This window comes from Paenibacillus terrae, from assembly GCF_005217525.1.
In the GTDB taxonomy this organism is placed as follows: Bacteria; Bacillota; Bacilli; order Paenibacillales; family Paenibacillaceae; genus Paenibacillus; species Paenibacillus terrae_C.
The window spans coordinates 71,896-92,044 of record NZ_PNXQ01000013.1 but is presented as its reverse complement, the minus strand read 5'-3'; the positions used below and the strand labels follow the sequence as shown (position 1 = coordinate 92,044).

16 protein-coding genes are annotated in these 20,149 nt (G+C 44.0%); 5 read left to right on the top strand and 11 right to left on the bottom strand.

The features are described 5' to 3' along the window. Nucleotides 1–1,158 (bottom strand): amidohydrolase (locus C1I60_RS14515; RefSeq protein ID WP_252361725.1); only part of this gene is annotated, 1,158 nt, incomplete at its 3' end. 86 nt (nt 1,159–1,244) lie between these two features. Continuing rightward, a complete protein-coding gene (locus C1I60_RS14510) occupies nt 1,245–1,943 on the bottom strand; it encodes a 4'-phosphopantetheinyl transferase family protein (RefSeq protein ID WP_137062379.1) in 699 nt (232 codons plus the stop codon). A gap of 263 nt (nt 1,944–2,206) precedes the next feature. On the opposite strand from C1I60_RS14510, the gene C1I60_RS14505 reads away from it, so the two are divergent. Next, the gene (locus C1I60_RS14505) at nt 2,207–3,673 is read left to right on the top strand and encodes an RICIN domain-containing protein (protein WP_137062378.1); all 1,467 of its coding nucleotides are present in this window, start codon (nt 2,207–2,209) and stop codon (nt 3,671–3,673) included. A 192-nt stretch (nt 3,674–3,865) separates the two neighbouring features. On the opposite strand, the gene C1I60_RS14500 is transcribed toward C1I60_RS14505, so the two are convergent. From C1I60_RS14500 to C1I60_RS14475, 6 genes are all read right to left on the bottom strand, one after another. Then, on the bottom strand, nt 3,866–4,381 hold the full coding sequence (locus C1I60_RS14500) for an acyl-CoA thioesterase (RefSeq protein WP_137062377.1): 516 nt from the start codon (nt 4,379–4,381) through the stop codon (nt 3,866–3,868). Nucleotides 4,382–4,464: 83 nt separating this feature from the next. Further along, a complete protein-coding gene (locus C1I60_RS14495) occupies nt 4,465–5,013 on the bottom strand; it encodes a helix-turn-helix domain-containing protein (RefSeq protein ID WP_137062376.1) in 549 nt (182 codons plus the stop codon). A 354-nt stretch (nt 5,014–5,367) separates the two neighbouring features. Continuing rightward, entirely contained in the window at nt 5,368–6,939 is a 1,572-nt protein-coding gene (locus tag C1I60_RS14490) for a glycoside hydrolase family 32 protein (protein ID WP_289306528.1), read from the bottom strand. A 73-nt stretch (nt 6,940–7,012) separates the two neighbouring features. Further along, nucleotides 7,013–8,632: an ABC transporter substrate-binding protein gene (locus C1I60_RS14485; protein WP_137062374.1), complete on the bottom strand. Its 1,620-nt coding sequence runs from the start codon at nt 8,630–8,632 to the stop codon at nt 7,013–7,015. Nucleotides 8,633–8,650: 18 nt separating this feature from the next. Continuing rightward, entirely contained in the window at nt 8,651–9,532 is an 882-nt protein-coding gene (locus C1I60_RS14480; RefSeq protein ID WP_137062373.1) for a carbohydrate ABC transporter permease, read from the bottom strand. A 14-nt stretch (nt 9,533–9,546) separates the two neighbouring features. After that, nucleotides 9,547–10,431 (bottom strand): ABC transporter permease, encoded by an 885-nt coding sequence (locus C1I60_RS14475; protein ID WP_252361723.1) that lies wholly within the window; start codon nt 10,429–10,431, stop codon nt 9,547–9,549. A 508-nt stretch (nt 10,432–10,939) separates the two neighbouring features. Here C1I60_RS14475 and C1I60_RS14470 point away from each other — a divergent pair. The 4 genes from C1I60_RS14470 (at nt 10,940) to C1I60_RS14455 (ending at nt 14,312) form a co-directional block, all read left to right on the top strand. Further along, on the top strand, nt 10,940–11,974 hold the full coding sequence (locus C1I60_RS14470) for a LacI family DNA-binding transcriptional regulator (RefSeq protein ID WP_137062371.1): 1,035 nt from the start codon (nt 10,940–10,942) through the stop codon (nt 11,972–11,974). A gap of 22 nt (nt 11,975–11,996) precedes the next feature. Then, nucleotides 11,997–12,989, top strand: a complete 993-nt coding sequence (locus C1I60_RS14465; RefSeq protein WP_137062370.1) for a carbohydrate kinase family protein — start codon at nt 11,997–11,999, stop codon at nt 12,987–12,989. A 271-nt stretch (nt 12,990–13,260) separates the two neighbouring features. Then, nucleotides 13,261–13,986: an AzlC family ABC transporter permease gene (locus tag C1I60_RS14460; RefSeq protein ID WP_137062369.1), complete on the top strand. Its 726-nt coding sequence runs from the start codon at nt 13,261–13,263 to the stop codon at nt 13,984–13,986. Continuing rightward, nucleotides 13,983–14,312, top strand: coding sequence for an AzlD domain-containing protein (locus C1I60_RS14455; protein WP_137062368.1), 330 nt, complete (start codon nt 13,983–13,985; stop codon nt 14,310–14,312). Before C1I60_RS14460 ends, C1I60_RS14455 begins: the two co-directional genes overlap by 4 nt. Before the next feature lie 43 nt (nt 14,313–14,355). On the opposite strand, the gene C1I60_RS14450 is transcribed toward C1I60_RS14455, so the two are convergent. Genes C1I60_RS14450 through C1I60_RS14440 form a run of 3 tightly spaced genes read right to left on the bottom strand, consistent with a single transcriptional unit; the run spans nt 14,356 to nt 20,147 of the window. After that, nucleotides 14,356–16,248, bottom strand: coding sequence for an ABC transporter ATP-binding protein (locus tag C1I60_RS14450; protein WP_137062367.1), 1,893 nt, complete (start codon nt 16,246–16,248; stop codon nt 14,356–14,358). Beyond that, nucleotides 16,235–19,495 carry a lantibiotic dehydratase gene (locus tag C1I60_RS14445; protein WP_137062366.1) on the bottom strand — a complete coding sequence of 1,087 codons (3,261 nt, stop codon included), beginning with the start codon at nt 19,493–19,495 and terminating at the stop codon, nt 16,235–16,237. The genes C1I60_RS14450 and C1I60_RS14445 overlap by 14 nt, the downstream gene beginning before the upstream one ends. Continuing rightward, complete coding sequence (locus C1I60_RS14440) at nt 19,470–20,147, bottom strand: winged helix-turn-helix domain-containing protein (RefSeq protein WP_137062365.1); 678 nt, start codon at nt 20,145–20,147, stop codon at nt 19,470–19,472. Before C1I60_RS14440 ends, C1I60_RS14445 begins: the two co-directional genes overlap by 26 nt. Nucleotides 20,148–20,149 lie beyond the last annotated feature (2 nt).

Genomic DNA, 20,149 nt, shown 5'->3' with positions numbered 1-20,149 from the left:
GTCCGCAATCAGCGGCAGCTTCGCCATTCTCTTGACCAAATCGGCAGTCAGCACCTGACCATGGATCAGACGATCCGGCAAGCCGCTTTCCTCCGTTAGAGCATAGGCTTCCATCGCGGTCAAAATCATATGCGCCGCCCCATCCCCTATCGCATGTACAGCGACTGGAAAACCTGCGGATCTGACAGCCGCCACCATCTGGTTCAGCTCTGGCTGCGGTTGAATCGCCATGCCACTGGTATGCGGAGCATCGCTATAGGGTGCAGACAATAGCGCAGTTCTTCCACCAATCGCACCATCGGCAAACATTTTTACCGCACCGATTTTAAACCACTCATTTCCGTCACCAGCACGCAGCCCTTTCGCTTTGGCTTCCTCCATGAACGGATGATAGATAAGCTGATGCGTGCGAAAGGCAATGCCTTCCTCCCTCAGCTCCCTGTAAATCCGCTGCATGGTGTCCACGCTGCCCAGAAAACGCAAATCCTCCGTGTGTGCAGCCGTCAGACCGAGTCGTAGTGCATCCAGACAGGCTCGACGGATCGCATCTTTTTTAACCGAATAATCCGGCTCTGGCTGCACACTTGTAAAGGCAGTGGACGCTTCCTCATAAATCAATCCGTTCAACTGTCCATCCGCATTTCTTCCGTAGGCTCCCGAAGCGGGATCAGGAGTGTTCTCCCCAATACCTGCACGCCGAAACGCTTCTGAATTCGCCAGAAACGTATGAAAGCATGTACGAGTCAAATATACCGGGTGCTGATCCGTAATGGCATCCAGCTCTGAGATGGTCGGAATCTCAACAGGAATAAACGCATTTTCGTTCCAGTTCAGCCCTAAAATCCATTCTCCCGGCGGTGTGAGCGCAACCCGTTTGCGCAGCATATCAAGCATCTCATCCTTCGAGGTAGCCGACGTAAAATCTAGCATCGCCAGCTTCATGCCATGCATGGACAAATGCATATGTGAATCGGTCAAGCCCGGCAACACATAAGCGTCCTCCCAATCCACCGTGTCATATTCCTTACCCGACAATTGCAATTCAAGCTCCCGCGCTTGTCCAATGGCCTGTATGATGCCATTTTGTACTATGATTGAATCTCCCTTGGCAGCCCATTCCCCATACAGCTTGCCATGCTTGAACAATGTTAGTGTCAACGCAGCTCATCTCCCTTTTTTTCAACTATATAAACCAAACTAAAGAGCTACTATAGCGCCACTGTGCAGTCGGATGGTGCTTCATATCACGCCTGTGCTGCCGATTCAAAACATAGTGTATGTATGTCTACCTGCTGCACCAGATCGGCAAAGTGGCCATGCGTTGCACAGACAGCCATTTTATAGTGTTCATCGATCTCATACTGTTTAAAATGACAATACTCGGTGGTAAAGCCTTCCGTCGTAAAACCGATCAGCGGACGCTCACTTAAATCGAATGAAAATGACTTTAGCGGCAGCGTTAATCCCTGTCCTTCGGCCTTCACAAAGCTTTCCTTGAGCGTCCACAGATCGTAAAAATAGGATAAGCGGCTCTCCGCTTCCTGGTGCATCAACGCATCATACTCCGTGTCCGAAAAGCACACCCTTCCCACCTCAAAATCAATAGGACGAAGTTGTTCAATGTCGATGCCAAGCGAATGATCATCCACGGCGCATACCACCCATTTTCCCGAGTGAGAAACATTAAAATGGAATGCGGGTGCATTCAACAAGGAAGGCTTGCCGAAAGCATTATATGTAAACTGAAGACTGGCGTTGGATACCTTCAATTGCCGACAGGCCAACCACCTTAGCAACACATCGGCGTATAAGCCCCTTAAAGCATCTTCCCGATGTAAAAAACGATCCAGCTTCTGTCGCTTTTCAGTCGAAACCCGGTTCAGCAGTGACTCGTAATGACCGTCTGCCTCCGGCTTGCTCGTGTCAATCGCATATAGTTCCATGGTCGGCCCCCTATACCGTAATAAATATCAGCCCATTCACAACTTCACCGCTCTATTGGAAATTCATTGGATGTTTATCATCTGCGGTGTACATGGTCAATATACTACTCTAGCACTTTCAATTCAATATGGATACAATTGGGATATAATCCTCTTGCTGCTCACTTCGTATCATCAGACAGGTGATAGGCATCAGCATAGAGAGCTATTCAGTACAAATCATTTTGTAAGCGCTTTAAAAACATACAGAGGAGGACGAAACAATGAAATATGATTTTGCCACCTTACTGTGTATTATGCTCGCTGTTTTGCTGTCGTTGAGCATTTTCCAGATGTTTTCACCGAAGATTGCTTCAGCGGCCCCAGCGAATGTTGTGAATGGCATTCAGTTTAAAGATAGCGCTGGAAACGTGGTTCATGCTCATGGGGGCGGTATGATTAAGGTAGACGGTTACTACTACTGGTTTGGTGAAAATCGCAACCCCAACGGCACGTTCAAAGCGGTATCGGCCTACCGTTCCTCTGATTTAAAAAACTGGGAGTTCCGCAAAAACGTGTTAACCAGCAGCTCAGCAGTAGAGCTGAATGTCTCGAATATTGAACGTCCAAAGGTCATTTATAACGAAAAAACACGTAAATACGTATTGTGGATGCACAAGGAAAATGGAGTTAATTACAACGAAGCCCGGGTGGCCGTTGCCTCTTCCGATACTGTGGACGGCGATTACACCTATCAGGGCAGCTTCCGTCCTCTGGATTACGATTCCCGGGATATGACTGTGTACAACGACAATGGCACGGCTTACCTGATTTCTGCTACCCGTGTGAATGCCGACTTGAACATTTATCGTCTGACACCGGATTTTCTGCAAGTTGAATCGCTGGTGACCACACTCTGGCCGGGACAATATCGTGAAGCTCCGGCGATGTTCAAAAAAGGAGACGTCTACTTCCTGATCACATCCGGGGCAACGGGCTGGAATCCCAACCAGGCCAAGTATGCTACTGCATCCAGTATTGAGGGAACGTGGAGCAACACCATTAACTTCGGAGACAGCACGACCTACGGTTCACAGTCAGCCTATGTCATTCCGGTAGAAGGTACTCAGACGACCTCGTACCTGTATTTAGGCGACCGCTGGGCGGGAGCGTGGAGCGGTCCAGTGCAGGATTCACAATATGTATGGCTGCCGCTGCGTTTTCCAACCGGAACTTCTTTGGCTATGGACTGGTTCGACAGTATGAACATCGACACTGCCAGCGGGGTGGTTCAAGGCGTAACCACGCCAATCGTCATTGACCCGGACGGATACTATCAGTTGGTAAGCCGCAAGAGCAACAAGCCGCTGAATGTAATTGACGGTGCAACCACAGATGGAGCGGATCTGGAGCAGCGTGCGGATTCGGGAGCATCCAGCCAGCAATGGCAGCTCAAGGACGCGGGCGGCGGATATTACAAAATCGTCAACCGCAACAGTGGCAAGCTGATCGGCGTTGAAAACGGAGCTACTGCGGACGGCGCAGTCATCGAGCAGTGGAGCGATGGAGGCTGGTCCAGCCAGCAATGGCAACTGGTATCTGTAACGGGAGGTTATTACAAGCTGAAAAACCGGGCAACGGGCAAACTGATCGACATTTCCGAAGGCACTACCGCCGATGGTGCCAAAGCGATTCAATGGGGGGATAACGGCGGAACCAATCAGCATTTTCGTGTAGTGAAAGTAGATTAGTTCTTTCAACGTCGAACGGACATCTTCCATCGTCATTGAAGCAAGAATCTCTGATTTTCAGTTATTTCAAAAGAGCCGTCTTCCCAGCAGATCTCTGCTAACGGAAGAACGGCTTCTTTTTGTAATAAAATGATAGTTGAACCTGTAAAAAGGCTATCCCTTGTCCAGATCGGTTTGAGGCGCGTCAGGGCGTTACAGCTCCCACGGATAATCTGTCGTCAGGAAGCTCGCCAGTTGCTTGCTTTCCTCCCTGCGCTGACGTCGTATCGCTGCACGCGATGGCGCGGTCTGGTGCAATTGTACTTCTTCTTCCGTCTCCGGAATGACCTGCGGTACGATCACTTTACCGTTCTTCTCGTCCAGTGCCACAAAGGTCAGGAAAGCGGTGGCTGCGACTTTCCGGTCACCAGTCATTAGTCCTTCACGAATTACCTTCACGAAGACCTCCATAGAGCTGCGGCCTGTCCAGGTTACGAACGCCTCCAACGTGACTGAATCGCTCGGATGGATGGGCAGCAAAAAATCCACTGAATCCGTAGACGCTGTGACCGTATTCGTGCGGCATAGCTTGGAGGCTGCGATAGACGCAATATCGTCGATATACGACATCAATCGGCCTCCGAAGAGCGTGTTATGATTGTTGATATCGTTGGGAAATACACGGGACGTCTTGAAGCAGTAGGTTTCTCGGATGTACTTGCTTTCCATGGGTTCTCTTTCCTCTCTTTTCCTCGTAGCTATCTTTTTATATAGTGAAAGCCTGTGTTAGACTGACTGTGCTAATCATCCCACTAATCCGCATAATAAATCAAGACATAAAAATCCGCATCCACATCCGACTCATTACAGTAAGTATGAAGGTCAGTGACTTGAAATTGCACAGCATCTCCTGCGCTCAGTTTAAGCCGTTGTCCCTGCATTTCAAAGTACATTTCCCCACGGATCATGAGAATGGATTCCTCTCCCAAATGCTTCTCCGCATGATGTGTAAAACCTGGCTTCAGGCTTACGGTGAACACCTCGAACTTTTTTTCCGAATGATACGGGAATATAGGGTACACAAAATAGTTGCCGTTCTCATCAATCACCGGATGCAGGTCTTCCCTGCTGATTTTAGTGATTTGCGGGGAGTCCTCTTTGAGGAATGTGGAAAAGGACACATGCAAACCGTTGGCAATTTTCCAAAGTGTGGTCACCGTAGGATTGGATTTTCCCTTCTCAATCTGGGCCAGCATTCCTTTGCTGACCCCTGTCATTTCAGCCACTTTATCCAGACTAAGTCCTCTAGTCTTCCTGATTTGAGCCAAATTTGAGCCGATGATATACTGCATTGAATCCACAGACCCTGCCTCCTTGTATCCAAAAAGTCTATACGTGTCTAAAATTGAGGTCCAATCCTTAATTGGCAACCACCTACACTAAAAAATAAAAAATTTAACTCGGGAGAGATCCATTCGAAAATAATCTACACATAAGTCTTAACAGACCTTTTGCTATCTGCACAAACTCATTATCTTATCCAATATAAAAAAGTGTCAAATTGAAAAATCAATTTGGCACTTTTTCTACACGTCGTGAATTACCAGAGTAATCCCTGTGGTTAATTAAACTATATTTATCATTTGAAGGTTCGTGCCTTGCCTTTTGTAAAGTCGTGAGATAATTTTAATTTGAATGATAACGGTAACTAAAGTCTAAACAGTCTCATTTCCCCAAATGCTTACTAGGTCATTAATTTGAAGTGATACGACCCTTAGGTCTCCATCAATGGTATAAAGCTCCAGCCCTATACTTTCCGAATCAGGGAAAACCATGTCTGAAATGATTGTTTCTCCATGATTTCCGAAGACCTCAACACTTGACCAATCCACATAAATACTCAACTGTATCCGTTCATGCTCTGGCTTCATAGGGGCCTTGTGTATCGCTGTGAAATCGGAATGAAAATCAATGGCGCCCGACTTCGTCCGATCGACGAACAGCTCCCCATTCGAGATATTATATCCGATGATCGTCTCCTGATTGGAAGACTTCCGCACTTTGAACCCGAATTCCACGGCTGTACTGACTTCAAATTCTGCAATAATTTCTGCCTTTGCAGCAGAAAGATCAGACAACACGTTCATACCTGGCTTAATTGTCAAGTCTTGCAGAGACAAAATCGGTTTTCTTAGCTGACTTAATTCACTTATGGGTGCTTGGATTAGGCGAAGTCCCTCTGCATAAGTCCTAAGCTGTAGCTCACGGGGAATTGACATCTTGCCACGCCATTCCTCTGAAGGCAGCGTGGCAGCATAACGCCAATTGTTCATCCAGCCTATCCAAATCTTTCGTCCGTCCTCGTTTGGAATGCCATTCCAGGTCACGGCCGCGTAAAAGTCTGATCCGTAGTCTACCCATTTAATAGCATCGAAAGATTCTAGCGTTTCATCCAGAGTAAATGCTTTACCGTCAAAGTTGCCTATGAAATACATCATGCCAGAACCGCCTGCTGGTGGTTCGGGATCGTCTGGATTCACACCATTTCTATCCCCCACGCTTAGCATTAGAATCCACTTCTTGGTATTAGGGTCCTCATCCACTTGGATTCGAAATACATCAGGACATTCAAAAATTCCCCGGTGGATACCCGGAATGTCGGAACCGAATTCGCTTGCAAAAGACCATTCTTTAAGGTTTGGAGATGTGTAAAATTCTACACGGTCTCTTACAGCAAGGACCATTATCCACATCGACGATTCATCATGCCAAAACACCTTCGGATCACGAAAGTCTAGCGTTTCCGTTGGGAATAAAACCGGGTTACCTTCATATTTTGTCCAGGTTCGACCCTTGTCCTTGCTGTAAGCAATGCTTTGCACCTGTGGCTTGCCAGGCTGAGCCCTGTTGCCCTCATTCGTATAAATGGCAACCAATCCTGATCCTTCTTCGTTGAAAAATCCGCTTGTATTGTTCTTATCCACCACCGCACTTCCCGAGAAGATCGCTCCGTCCTCTCCAGGCGGAATTGCCGGTGGAAGTTCGTCCCAATGAACTAGATCCTTGCTTACCGCATGCCCCCAATGCATGCGGCCAAAGTCAGGCTGCGTATCATGGGGCGTATGCTGGTAGAACAGGTGGTACTCTCCTTCATAGTAAACCAAGCCGTTGGGATCGTTCATCCAATTTTTCTCCGGTGAATAATGAAATTGAGGCCTGTATGCCTCCCTGTAATTACTGTTTCGTAATCCTTTTCTGCTCCTGCTATTGTCATTCGTTAGGTGCATGTCTTTAATGGTATCCACTCTCCTATTGATTGTTGATAAGGTGTTTAACAGCCCCAACCACCTTTTATATGTTTCAGCCTTGATCTTTAAGATATCTGTCATAGCCTTTCTGTTTGATTTCCAGCCATTTGTCCAATCCAAGTCTGGAAAGCTCGGCCTTATATTCCGCCCATTCTTCTTCCACTTTGCCTGTTTTGATCCATTCCGCCCGTTTGCGGTTAACGTAGGCAAATAAGTCTGTTTCCAAGGTTGAGATCTGCTTCTGATCTTCCAGCGAGAAGAAGACTTTCGGGAAATTGTGGTCAGCCTTCATAAAAGGAACGAGTCTTTCTTTCATGAGCTTGAGTCGGCCTACTGCATCGTCGGGCTTGGTCGTTACTTTTCCGTAATACTCGTCAAGAATTGCCAATGGACCACCGATATTCGTTTTTTGCCGCAGTTCGACAGGAGCCGTTCCCTTAAGCGGAAGATGCTTCAGCATATGACTCGCTTCATCGTATTCAAAAATGTTCTGCTGAGTTTTGTCGCCGTAGGTGCCCCAGTTGTCCTGTACGGACTGAATGGGATCATACAGCTGGTCAATCCATTTTGCCGTAAGCTCAAGATTTTTGTTGTCACTGGTAATCACCATTCTCCCCCGGTCAAAGCCGAGATTGTTCGTGCGGGTCACATTGACTTTACCGCTTGGCCCTGCGAGTGGGTTCATCAATTCATACTTATCGTTGTCTCCCGAAATATTCGCCTTATCCCATTGAAAGTAGAGACCGTATTTTTCATTCTGGCCTTTGGCCAGATACGTATTGTAATCCTGCTCGAATGACTCTTCGTCGATCAGGTTCAGCTTATACAGCTCATTAAGATATTTGATCCCCTCTTTATAGCCGTCCTGATCGGCAGTGAAGACCACTTTCCCCTCATTGGTCACTACCGTATGATCGCCATTGTCCCCAAGACCAAATGAACCGAACAGAAAATTCAGGTCCTCATTGCCGTTATTGAGCATAAAGGACAGCGGGATTTCATCCGCTTGGCCATTTCCGTTAGGGTCGCCATTTTTAAATGCGAGCAGAACATTTTTTAAATCCTCAGTCGTTTTTGGCATTTTAAGTCCCAGCTTTTTTAGCCACTCCACATTGATCCAAGGCATGTCGTTTACAGAATGAATGCTCTCCTTCCCGGCCCCCAGCTCCTCAATCCAGGGAAAAGCATAAATATGCCCGTCCTGTGCGGTTATCATGGATTTGTACTCAGGTGCTTCCTTCAATACCTTCTGCAGATTCGGCATATATTTATCAATCAAATCCTCAAGAGGGATAATAGTTCCATCCTTTCCGAGGTTCAACAAATCGTAATCGGAATAGCCGGCATCCAGTATGGCATCTGGAAGATCTCCACTGGCAACAGCCAGGTTTCTTTTTTCAATGAAGGAATCGGAGGTGAAGTTGGTAAAATCGATATGCACCCCTGTTTTTTCTTCCAGTCTTTTATAAATCATCTTTTCATTAGGATCGGAAGGTGCCAGCGGCGAGCTTTGAGTCATAAAATGCAAGGTAACTTTCTCTTTGAGCGGCAGAGTGACATTTTCCAGCTTGTAATCTTCGGATGCCGCAGAATTATTGCCTGAACCGCCACATCCGGCAAGCAGCGAAGTAGAAAGCACCAGCACAGACAAGGTTAGTAATGTTTTTTTCATCTCTATTCCCCCGGTTTGTTATTTGATCGAACCTACCATGACACCCTTTTCGAAATACTTCTGGAAGAATGGATACATGACAATCAACGGCAAACTTGATATGACAATGGCAGAGTACTTAATCATTTCAGACAATTTCTTAAGCTCCGCTTGTGCCATCGCATCTGCAATCATGCCGGGCTGAACCTGATTCTGTATCAAAATGGAGCGCAGCACCAGTTGAAGCGGAAACAGCTTCGGATCATCCAGATAAATCATGGCGTCAAAATAAGAATTCCACTGTCCGACAAAAGCGTATAAAGCTAAAACAAAAATAATAGGCTTCGAAAGCGGCAGGACGATTTTAAAGAAAATACTGAGCTCGGAAGCTCCGTCTATACTCGCCGCCTGGAACAGCTCTTTCGGAAGTCCCTGGAAATAAGTCTTTGCCAGAATAATATTGAATACGCTGATCGAGCCGGGCAGAATAATGGCCCAGACCGTATTCAACATGCCTAAATCCTTAATCACCAGATAGGTAGGAATCAGACCGCCACCGAAAAACATCGTTATCAGGAAAAAGATCATAATGGGCCGTTTCCCTACCAACTCTTCAATCGCAAGCGGATAAGCCGCGAAGACGGAAAATAATACGGTTGCGAACGCAAAGGCTGCTGAATAAAAAATAGCATTAAAAAAACCGCGGATCATGGCACTGTTGCTTAGGATTTTGGCATATCCCGTGAGTGTCCAGTCTGATGATGTAATGGCAAACCCTTTGGTAATCAGGGTATTTGGAGTCAAAAAGGACGAAAGCACCACATAGACCAGCGGTAACAGAATAGCGAGAACAAACAAACCAAGCAGAATATAATTGATGATGATCAGAATCCGGTCCTTCCCGGTGTAATGAATATCCATAAATACCTCCTTCTTTAATACAGCCCTTCCCCTTCGTTCAGCTTCTTGACGACGGTATTTACGAAAATCAGCAGGACCACATTAATCACGGAATTGAACAACCCGATTGCCGTAGAATAAGCATAATCGCCAGATTGCAACCCCACCTTGTATACATAAGTTGCGATGATTTCCGAGGTTGGCGTGTTCAGAGCCGTCTGCATCAGGTAAGCCTTTTCATAGCCGATCGACATGATGCCTCCTGCAGCGAGAATGAACAGGACCGCCATGACAGGTTTGAGAGCTGGCAGATCAATGTGGAAGATTCTCTTCATCAATGAAGCGCCATCAATTGTTGCAGCGTCATGCAACTGCGGGTCCACATTGGCTAAGGTGGCCACATAAATGATAGAGGACCAGCCCGCTGTTTGCCATATACCGGACAAAATATATACCGTTCGGAAATAGGCGGGATCAGTCATAAAAGAAATCGGCTTGCCGGTGAAGGTTGTTACCAAAGCGTTCACTATTCCAGCCGGCGATAGAAAAACAAACAGCATACCGGCAACAACAACAACCGAGATGAAGTTAGGTGCGTAAACAATAAGCTGAATATTCTTCTTGAGCTTCGCTCCTCTGATCAGATTTAGCATTAAGGCCAGAATGATCGGTACTGGGAAACCGAGAATAAGACCGTAAGCGCTTAATTTAAGCGTATTCATTAAAATGTCATAAAAATTCGGTGATGAAAGAAACCGCTGAAAATGTTCAAATCCAACCCATTCGCTGCCCATGATGCCTTTTCTTGGACTGAAATTTTTAAACGCAATGATTGAGCCGTACATGGGAACATACTTGAAAATGACGGTAAGAATTATGGACGGAACCAGAAACAAATACAATATATAATTTCGAACCATGTAACTTAGCCAATGGTTTCTTTTTTTTGTTTCTGAAGCCTTAACTCCCCTTTTTTGAGCGATCGAGTTTGCCAATCTTTTTCCCCCCTACTGTTCACGGCTTGTTATTAAAGACAGTTATAAGCCATGTTATGTCATCTCTCTGACATAATTACGCAAGATGCTTTGCAAATGCCCTACTGGTAATTCCCCCACCTCCAACATGACTAGAAATTTACATTCCCCCAAGATGAATGGGTTTACATTTTACATTTGAACATTTTTTCTCTTACAATTTAACAGGTGAGAATTGAATAAGTCAATACATTTCGGCAACTAAATTCATTAAAAATGCATGATTAAAGAGGAATGTAATATTTTAAGCAAAAAATACTTAAAAATGCACCCTATTAATGAGTAAATGTAAACTAATTTTGTTCATTTGAATAATTTCATTGTTAAAAGCATGAAAATACTATATATTTAGAAATATGAAGAATCTTAATTCGGAAGAATAAGGTGGAACAATATGACGAGAAAGTCAAAGGTTACTATTCAAGACATCGCTGATGCCTTGGGAATTTCCAGAAACACTGCATCCAAGGCGCTTAATGGAGTAGAGAATATTCCTGCCGTAACGAGGGACAAGGTGATCAAAAAAGCAGTGGAGCTTAAATACAAACAATTTTCTTATATGGAAACAGCCTCTGAAAAACAGGGCAATATCGCACTTTTGACCTGTAATCTTCCCAATAGCTCACACTTTGGATCACTGCTGATCAGCGGGCTGGAGAAGGAAATCAGCAACCAGGGCTATACTTTATCCATTTATTTTGTCCGTGAGAACGATATCAATACGATGACCCTACCCGGTAATTTCGAACCTTCGAATGTGGCTGGCATTTTCTGCATCGAAATGTTCAGCAAGGAATACAGCAAGCTGATCACGGATCTTGGCATCCCAACCATTTTTATTGATTGCGCTGCAGATATGGTGTATCCGGAATTGAAGGCAGATCTGGTATTAATGGAAAATGAGCATAGCACATACTGTCTTACCCGGAAATTAATAGATCATGGCTATGAAAGCTTCGGTTTTGTAGGCGATTACAATCACTGCAAAAGCTTCAATGAACGCTGGACGGGATTCAATAAGGCCCTGGCAGAAGCCGAAATCACCTTGGACCCTGCCCATAGCATTGTAGCGCCGGACCGCAATTTCTTTATAGAGGAGAACTGGATGGAGCAGCAATTGGATGCCCTGAGGGAGTGCCCCTCCATCTTTATTTGCGCCAATGATTTCATTGCCATCAGCGTGATAAAATCTTTGAAAAACAAGGGGATTAAAGTCCCGGAAGATGTTGCTGTCTGCGGGTTCGATGATGCTTCAGAATCCCGGGTAGTCGAGCCACATCTGACTACCGTACATATTTACAGTAGTCAGATGGGTATTATTTCAGCCGAAATGTTATTGTCCAGAATCAAAGATAATACCATGCCGTACCGAGTGACCCATGTTGCAACAGATATTGTATACCGAGATTCAACGCCTGTTTTAAACTAAATCTGCCAAGAGGTGAATCAAAGTGAAAAATGTCGGAACGGTTCTATGTGTGGGCGAGCTGCTCATTGATTTTTTCTGCACGGATATTGATGTCAATCTTGCCAAGGGTCAGCATTTCTCCAAGCAGGCCGGCGGTGCTCCCGCAAATGTGAGCGCAGCCGTAGCCAAGCTCGGAGGAAAAGCGTCATTCTTGGGAAAAGTCGGAGCCGATCCGTTCGGCATGTACCTGAAACAAACTCTGGATGAGCAGCACGTGGATACGTCCATGCTCCTTTTTGATCCGGCAACGCCGACTACACTGGCCTTTGTTTCCCTTGCCGCTAACGGCGAACGGGATTTCGTGTTCAACCGTGGAGCTGACCGTCAGCTGTCTCTGCAGGACATTGATAGAGAATGGACTCGGCAGGCTGCCATTCTGCATTTTGGCTCGGCAACGGCCTTGCTCGCCGATCCTTTCCAGGAAGCGTATTTATCTTTATTGGACGAGGCGAAGGCCAATGGGCAATTCACCTCCTTTGATCCCAATTACCGGGGGGACCTCTGGAAAGACAGGCTGGAGGAATTTATCGCACTGTCCAGAAGAGGAATACACAATGCGGATTTGGTAAAGGTAAGCGAAGAGGAATTAAACATCATTACAGGGCTGGCTGACCGCAATGCTTCATTGGATCTTTTGCATGGGTTGGGAGCCAAGACGGTGGCAGTTACCTTGGGGAAAGAGGGAACACTCATCTCAAGCGGTGTCTCCCGTTCGCTAATCGGCAGTATTGCTGTCAAATCGATCGACTCTACCGGTGCCGGAGATGCCTTCGTCGGAGCTATGCTGTATCAAATCAGCCAGCTGAGTCAGCCTAAGGCATTTACTACCAACTGGAAGCAGCAGCAGGAATTTGTAACACTTGCCAATCAAGTCGGCGCCATCGTATGCACCAAAGTTGGAGCGATTGCAGCCTTGCCGTCGATGGAGGAAGTTAAGCGATTCGTAGAGCAGGGTGAATCAAGGATTGAAGCGTAAGAAAGCAAAAGGTGTCCGACGATCCTAAGGTCGTTGGACACCTTTTTATGTAGAGATTCGTCATTCTGGATCGTACTATTCAATCGTTCATAACAGCAGATACTGTGTGGTATTGCTCAGTCGCTTCATCACCTCCTTTTATTTGATATAGATGTATGACATTTTATTATCAAATTGGTGTTCAACATAACATACAATTGTATAATATATTGATCAATTTCGAGGTTCCGTTATATACTATAATGAAATTTAGAATGGAGGGAAGGTTGAAATGTCTATAGCTTCGGGGTTGAGCGAAACGGAGCGCGATCCACTCCACTTTTTACAAGGAGTCAAGGATTGTATCCCTACGTTGCTCGGTTATGTGTGCATTGGCTTCGCGGCAGGCATTGTGGGGGCCTCGTCAGGTGTGGGCACGATGGAAATTGCCCTGATGTCAGCGCTTGTGTACGCAGGAGCTTCCCAATTTATTATGTGTTCGATGCTGGCTGCGTCCAGTCCCCCCTCTGTCATTATTTTAACGACATTCATTGTGAATGCCCGCCACCTGTTGTTAAGCGCATCGTTGGCTCCTTATTTCTCAAAATATTCATTGTGGAAAAACATAGGCATCGGCGTACTGTTGACAGACGAATCCTTTGGGGTAGCGTCGGATAAATTGGCTAAAGGCGGGCAGGTAAGCGATCGCTGGATGAACGGACTTAATATCACCGCATATCTCGTCTGGATTGCCTCCTGTGTGGCAGGAGGGATTCTCGGAAACTGGATTTCCCGGCCGGAGGCATTTGGTCTGGATTTTGCCTTGCCAGCTATGTTTCTAGCTCTGCTTATTTCCCAGTTGCAAAGCGTCCAGATCTCCAAGCTCAAGCACCGTCTGCTGCTCGTGCTGTGTATGGCTGTGCTGATGTACCTTTTGTCCTGGTGGGTGCCGTCGCATATCGCCGTCATTGTAGCTACTGTGATGACCGCAACGATTGGAGTGTTAACCGACAAATGAACATTGATCCCAACGTCATGTACATCATTATCGGCGGCATGGTCGTCACAGCCATCCCGAGAATCATTCCCTTCGTCGTACTGCAAAAGCTGGCGCTGCCCAAACCAGTGCTCCAATGGCTGTCCTACATCCCTATTTGCATTTTTACGGCGCTCGTCATGGAACATTTGCTCGTCCGAACGGAAGGCTCCGTCACTTTTAATTGGCAAGTACTTATTGCGATCCTTCCTACACTGGTGACTGCCTTATGGAGCAAAAACCTGCTGGCTACCGTTATTGTCGGTATTGTGAGTATGGCTGTAATTCGACTGCTGTGGATGGGATAGAAATTACCCTCCTACAACACAGGAGGGTATTTGTCCTTTATTATTATCCACCTGTCGTCCTTACTAAAGAGGGCGACGTATTTTCCTCCTGAAAGTCACATTCTCGTTGTGGAAGATACGACGAGGCTTGTAGCCGAAACATTTCAGCATATACCCCGTTCATATCCAGTAAGTATTCATGGCTCCCTGTCTCAATGATTTTGCCCTCCTCCATTAAAATGATGGTATCCGCCATGCGTGCAGAGGACAATCTGTGAGATATAAACACTCCTAATTTCTCATTTACAAGCTGATCAAACTTTTGAAAAACCTCTTTCTCTGCGTGTGGGTCCAAAAACGAGCTTGGTTCATCCAAGACATATACATCGGCGTTCCTCATGAAAGCTCTTGCTATTGCAATACGCTGCCACTGTCCTCCAGATAGCTGTTGTCCGTCTTCAAACCATTTTCCAAGCAAGGTATCAATTTTATCGGGCAGACTGACTACCAAATCTGTAATTCCAGCTTTGTCTATAGCTGTCCAAATGTCCTCATCCATTTCTCTAGAAGACACATTTCCAAAACCTATATTATCTCTAACAGCCATCTCATAATGTACAAAATCCTGAAAAACAACTCCTATCTTTTCTCTGAAGCTATCTTTATCCATTTCATGTATAGAGTGCCCATTAATTAAAATTTCCCCTTCAAATTCTGAGTACAAATGAGTCAACAGCTTAACGATGGTTGATTTACCCGAACCATTTCTTCCTACAATGGCTAGCTTCTCTCCTTGAGAAAGAGTGAAGCTAACATTTGAAATTGCATTTACCTCAGTATTTGGATACCTAAACGAAACATTGCGAAATTCAATACTTTGAATGGCGGACAAACTCTGATTTATTGTTTGTGTCTCCGCTTCCTCAGGCATATCTAAAAAGTCGAATAGCTGCTTAATGTATAAATTGTTTTGGCACAAGCTTAAAATTCCCTGTACGATGCTCTGGGATGTTGACTGTGTTAACGTTATAGCCTGAATTAAGCTTACCAAGTTCCCTACTAAAATTTGGCCTACAAAAGTAGCTTGTACTGCCATGAAAATAATAAATCCACCTGCCCCCTGGTTTACAATTTGAAATACAAGAGAAGTATATGACCTACGAACTGCTAGAACTTTATCCTCACGGTAAAATCCTTCAAGTATAGTCTTATATCTTTTTCGCAAATAGTCTCCCAATTGAAAAATTTTCACTTCTTTAAAACTGTTATCTCTGGTAACTAAAAAAGACAAGTACCAGGATTCGCGTTGCCTTCCTGCCCTTTGAAAATGAACATTAAATTCTCTTTGTCCGATGCGTAAGAAAGAATAGAATGATAAACAGGGAATAAGAAAAATAAATAAGAACGCCCACCATTTCCACGCTATAAGAATAGCGCCCACTGAAAATAAGGTTACAACACTACTAATAATGGCCAGGATTTGAGTAAAAATTTCAAAAGGCCTGTAATCTGCCTCTCCCTGAGCCCGTTGAAGCATATTTTGGACATCTGCATCCTCAAACGACTGCAAAGACATCTTCTGTGCTTTTTCAATAAGTCTGATATTAACTTGGTTTGATAGTTGACTTTGAAACATTTTTCGAAAAAAACTTTCTCCTATGCTTATCAAATCATACACAATGTTGATGCCTATTAAGACGCCAAAAGCAATAAAAACAGGTTGAAAGCTTCCTCCTGACACCCCTCCCACCACACTGTTGATCAATTCTCTCGTAGCTAAAAGAATCACAGCAGGAATCGCACCTTTAAACAAATTAGTAATGAGTATAGCAATTAGAAAGGCGGGATGAGTATCCCATAGTAATCTGAATATACGAGGCCAAAATAAAAAAGTACGAAATATATTCTTATAAGACAATGACACCAAATCATTTTTTTGCCCATTAGACTGTGACATGGCCTACCCCTTTCCGGTGCAACAAGTTAGCTAGTGTGTGCTTTGCTAAAGCCATACATTTCATTTCCCGCTCCCTATTAACACCAAGCAGACGATTCAAGTGCATATGGATTACACTGCCCAAAATATCATTAGGATGATTAGTGAGCACATTATTATTTTTAGCAAGGGTTATTGCTTGAGCATACCGCTCAATGCTGGCTTGTCTTTTTTCTACAAGTTCCAAAAAAGCGGTCTGTGAGACCATATCCGCCTGCCGAATCCATTCATAGTTCGGTTCTACAGAGGTGATCAATGTTTTTTTAATATCCCTGAATGCCTTCATATGCGGCTTGCTGTCAATTCTCTCTTCAAGCCAGTCGACTTGCTGTTGAATTGTTAAACCAAAGCCACTCAGATAATGAATAATATTAATAACCGCCGCAATCTCTACGTCCAAATTAAAAAATTTAGAACGAACTCCCCCCAAGTAGGAGACGACCCATTTACTGTCTATGTCAAAAACTTGTTCTGCCAGTTCCATAAGTGTCTGTCCCCCATATCTCTCTATTTCAGGAAGATATGTGTCCAAAATCATATTCGTTATAAGTCCTTCTTCACGCATTTGGACTGCCCACTGATTTAATTGCGCTAAACCAGTTGTCCACAGCTTATCAGGGTCTCCCTGGAATCGTAGACGGATATGATGTTCAGGATCAACATACCGTATAAAATAGGCTTTTTCACTCCAGTCCTCAAAATCGGGCTTGTATAATAGCTGACCCAAACTTAAACCAATAAGGTCCGTCTCTCTTTCCTTGACTCCGTACAATTTAAGGTATAACCAATCCCCTCCTGGAAATATCCCTCTATTCATGCTGACAGGAGTATGGGTAGTAAAATTTTGGAGTGCAATCTTATTATGTGAACTAGGGATACCAGGTTTCACCTTTATATTTTTTTTCTTTAATGGAAACACAAATTCCCCCATATATTTACCTGCTGCCCCATGTAATGGAGTGTGGGAAGGGTCACCCAGACATTCAGTAAGTAGAAGCGCCTGTCCATCACGTGTCTTGCTCAACTCACGAAGCAGTTCTTTCACATGAAAGAGATTGCACAAGTCTAGTAAAAGACGATTATCACCCATCGTTAAATAAACATAGCGCGGCACATTCCATTGTTGTCTCCATGTATGAAAAAGCTCTTCTCCTTTTTTTGGTTCACTTAGTTTTGAAATGTTCAATGTGGCCTTGCTCAGTTTCCATTGTGCAGCACTAATAATAACCTTTTTATACACTAGTCTTGGTAAAAAAGGTGATTGCTCTAATGGTCCCCAGTTAAAATAGGACCACATGCCAATTTCTTTATTGGTAACATCCGTTAGGAATCTGAATATATGTGGTGAAAGCTTATAATTAAGCATATGTGTTTGCAAGGGGATTATTTCTTTACCTAAAGATTTGGATTTGACATAGAAACGGTCAAGAGTTGCACCCACCAGCAAGTCATCAATGTGTAGTGTATGCTCCTTGTCTTTAGAAGAGGTAGTTCCAGATACAATCTCATATTCCATTAAATTTTTACTTAGTGATATATTTGATATTTTTCCCTGTTCAGGCATAAAAACCATCTCTGACAACAATGCTTCTGGATGGAAACATCGGTGATGATCATATACTTCAGAGAATTTTTGGACAAATTCCTCATTAAACATATCCAGAAAACGACCAAAAGTTTTACCCGCTCTATTGGAACCAGCACTTGCTCCAAGTAACAACGCATAATCGCCAGAATCAACCTTTTCAGGGGAATTAGCATAAATACTATAATAGATCTCCATCGTTTCAGGAGAAGCTTCAAAATTATCAAAAACTGTAAGTTCTTCTACCTGCTCATCTGTCAGGATAAGCTCTATTTCATGGTTAGAAATTGCATTCGCAACCCATTGAAAAAGAATAGCGTTGCGTTTAAACGCCCCTACATCCTCCATTGAACTTTTCTCTATATTTGTACGGTACATCTCCGGTATTCCGAGTCCCCAATCCTCATCAAACAATTCATTAATTGGGACCTCCTGATACACACCGTATTTCTCCAAAAAACGATTCAAGTATTCTGCCAATTCATAAGTTTGGGGAGGTGCATACAATCTACACATGATCTCAGCACCTATTGCAGCATCATCCAACACATGTCGCGGCAGAGTGACCTCTTTTTCCAGTTTGACATCAACTTGTACAGGTGTCTTCACAGAAATTATATTCAGCATTTTGCTACTTAACTTCCGATAGACATCTGCTCCTTCCCCAATAGTGCATTGATTATATCGAAGTAATAAAGTATCGATTTCATGTAAATTATGAATCCATTGATCGGTAACATCCAACTTTTTAATTTTTTCCATTATGTAATGAAAGGACGAATGATCCATTAACGGAGGTCTAAGCTCACTCAAAATAAATTCTTGCTCTACAAGTTGCCTCAAATAATTAACGATGATTTCCATAGTAGCGTCAGGAAATGCTTTCAATAGTATTTCTTTTAGTTCCATTACCTGAATTGGAAACTCTGTAGCTTCGAACGTCAGGCGAACGACATCAGAGAGATGAATGGAGCTAAAAATTTCTGCAGAATCATCAGCTTCTGCTGCTCCATGCTTAGGTCTAAAAGGTAATTTGGCTCGGTTTCCTTTGATCATAACCGTTTTGTTTAAGGAGACTTTTAATTGATTAAATATAGCTGGATCAGCTTCGATTTTTTGAATAAGTTTATATATCCATTCCATATCAGGTCTAGCTCTCTTAAGATGCTTATTATAGGTACCGATATCCAAATGGGTAGACTTGCCGCAGATCCCCTGCCCTACTCCCGAGAACAAACCAAAAGGGGTCGTTCGGGTAGTCATCCTAATAAAATAACGATAAAAGCTGTTCAACGTCTTCTCATACTTTTGTAACTCTCCTTTATCATCCAATGCATTGTCATCGTTCAAGTAGTGTAGAAACTGCATAAGGGACGGAGAGGCTAATGATATAGCTTCTTGAATAACAGCTTCCTGGGAAACCAGCTTTAGTTTACGAGTTATTTCCTCCAAAGTAAGCTTGCTGTCCAAATCTTGGCCCGAAAATACCTGAAAATATTGATCTATCGGTAGTAATGGGGCTCTGATTAGAAAGAAATCACATGCACTGAACCACCTTTCATCCTTAACTCTTTCTTCTTTATGTAGTTTATGAGTATCAGTGTAATGCAGTTGGCTCTTCACAACTGACCACCTCCAAATTTTCAGGAAATATATTCAACTTGTAACCGATTCCATGACATGTTACTAAAATTTTCGGATGACTTGGATCATCTTCTATTTTCTCTCTCAATTTTCGAATATGCACATACACCGTATTAGATGTAGTAAAAGCATCAACCCCCCATACTCTGTCTATAATGTGATCAATCGTCAATGCACGCTCTCTCGCTGTAAGGAGATACATTAATAATCGAAATTCCATCATAGTCAGCATGTGCTCATGCCCTTGATTCCAAATAACCTTTCCAGCAGGATCAAAAATGACATTGGGTGATAAACTAATTACCTCCTGGTCTCTCTCCATTCCATATTCAGATGAAGCCATGGAAAACAATTGGTTGAGGAGATCCAATTGCCGTTTGTCATCACAATGATAGGACAGGAAGATAAATGGGACCGTAAATTTTTCTTTAACGGTGTGCCAGTAAGACAAATCCTCTAGCGTTACATGATCCTGATTCAAAGCTACACCGATGCACTGCTCATCAATCTCCGGTAGAGCCTGGTAAAGCGAATCATAAAACATGATTTGAACGTTTTCTGGAGTTCTTAAAGTCTCAAAAAAATGCTTAATTTTCTTAAAGGATGATATAACCATAAATTTATGTTTCATCT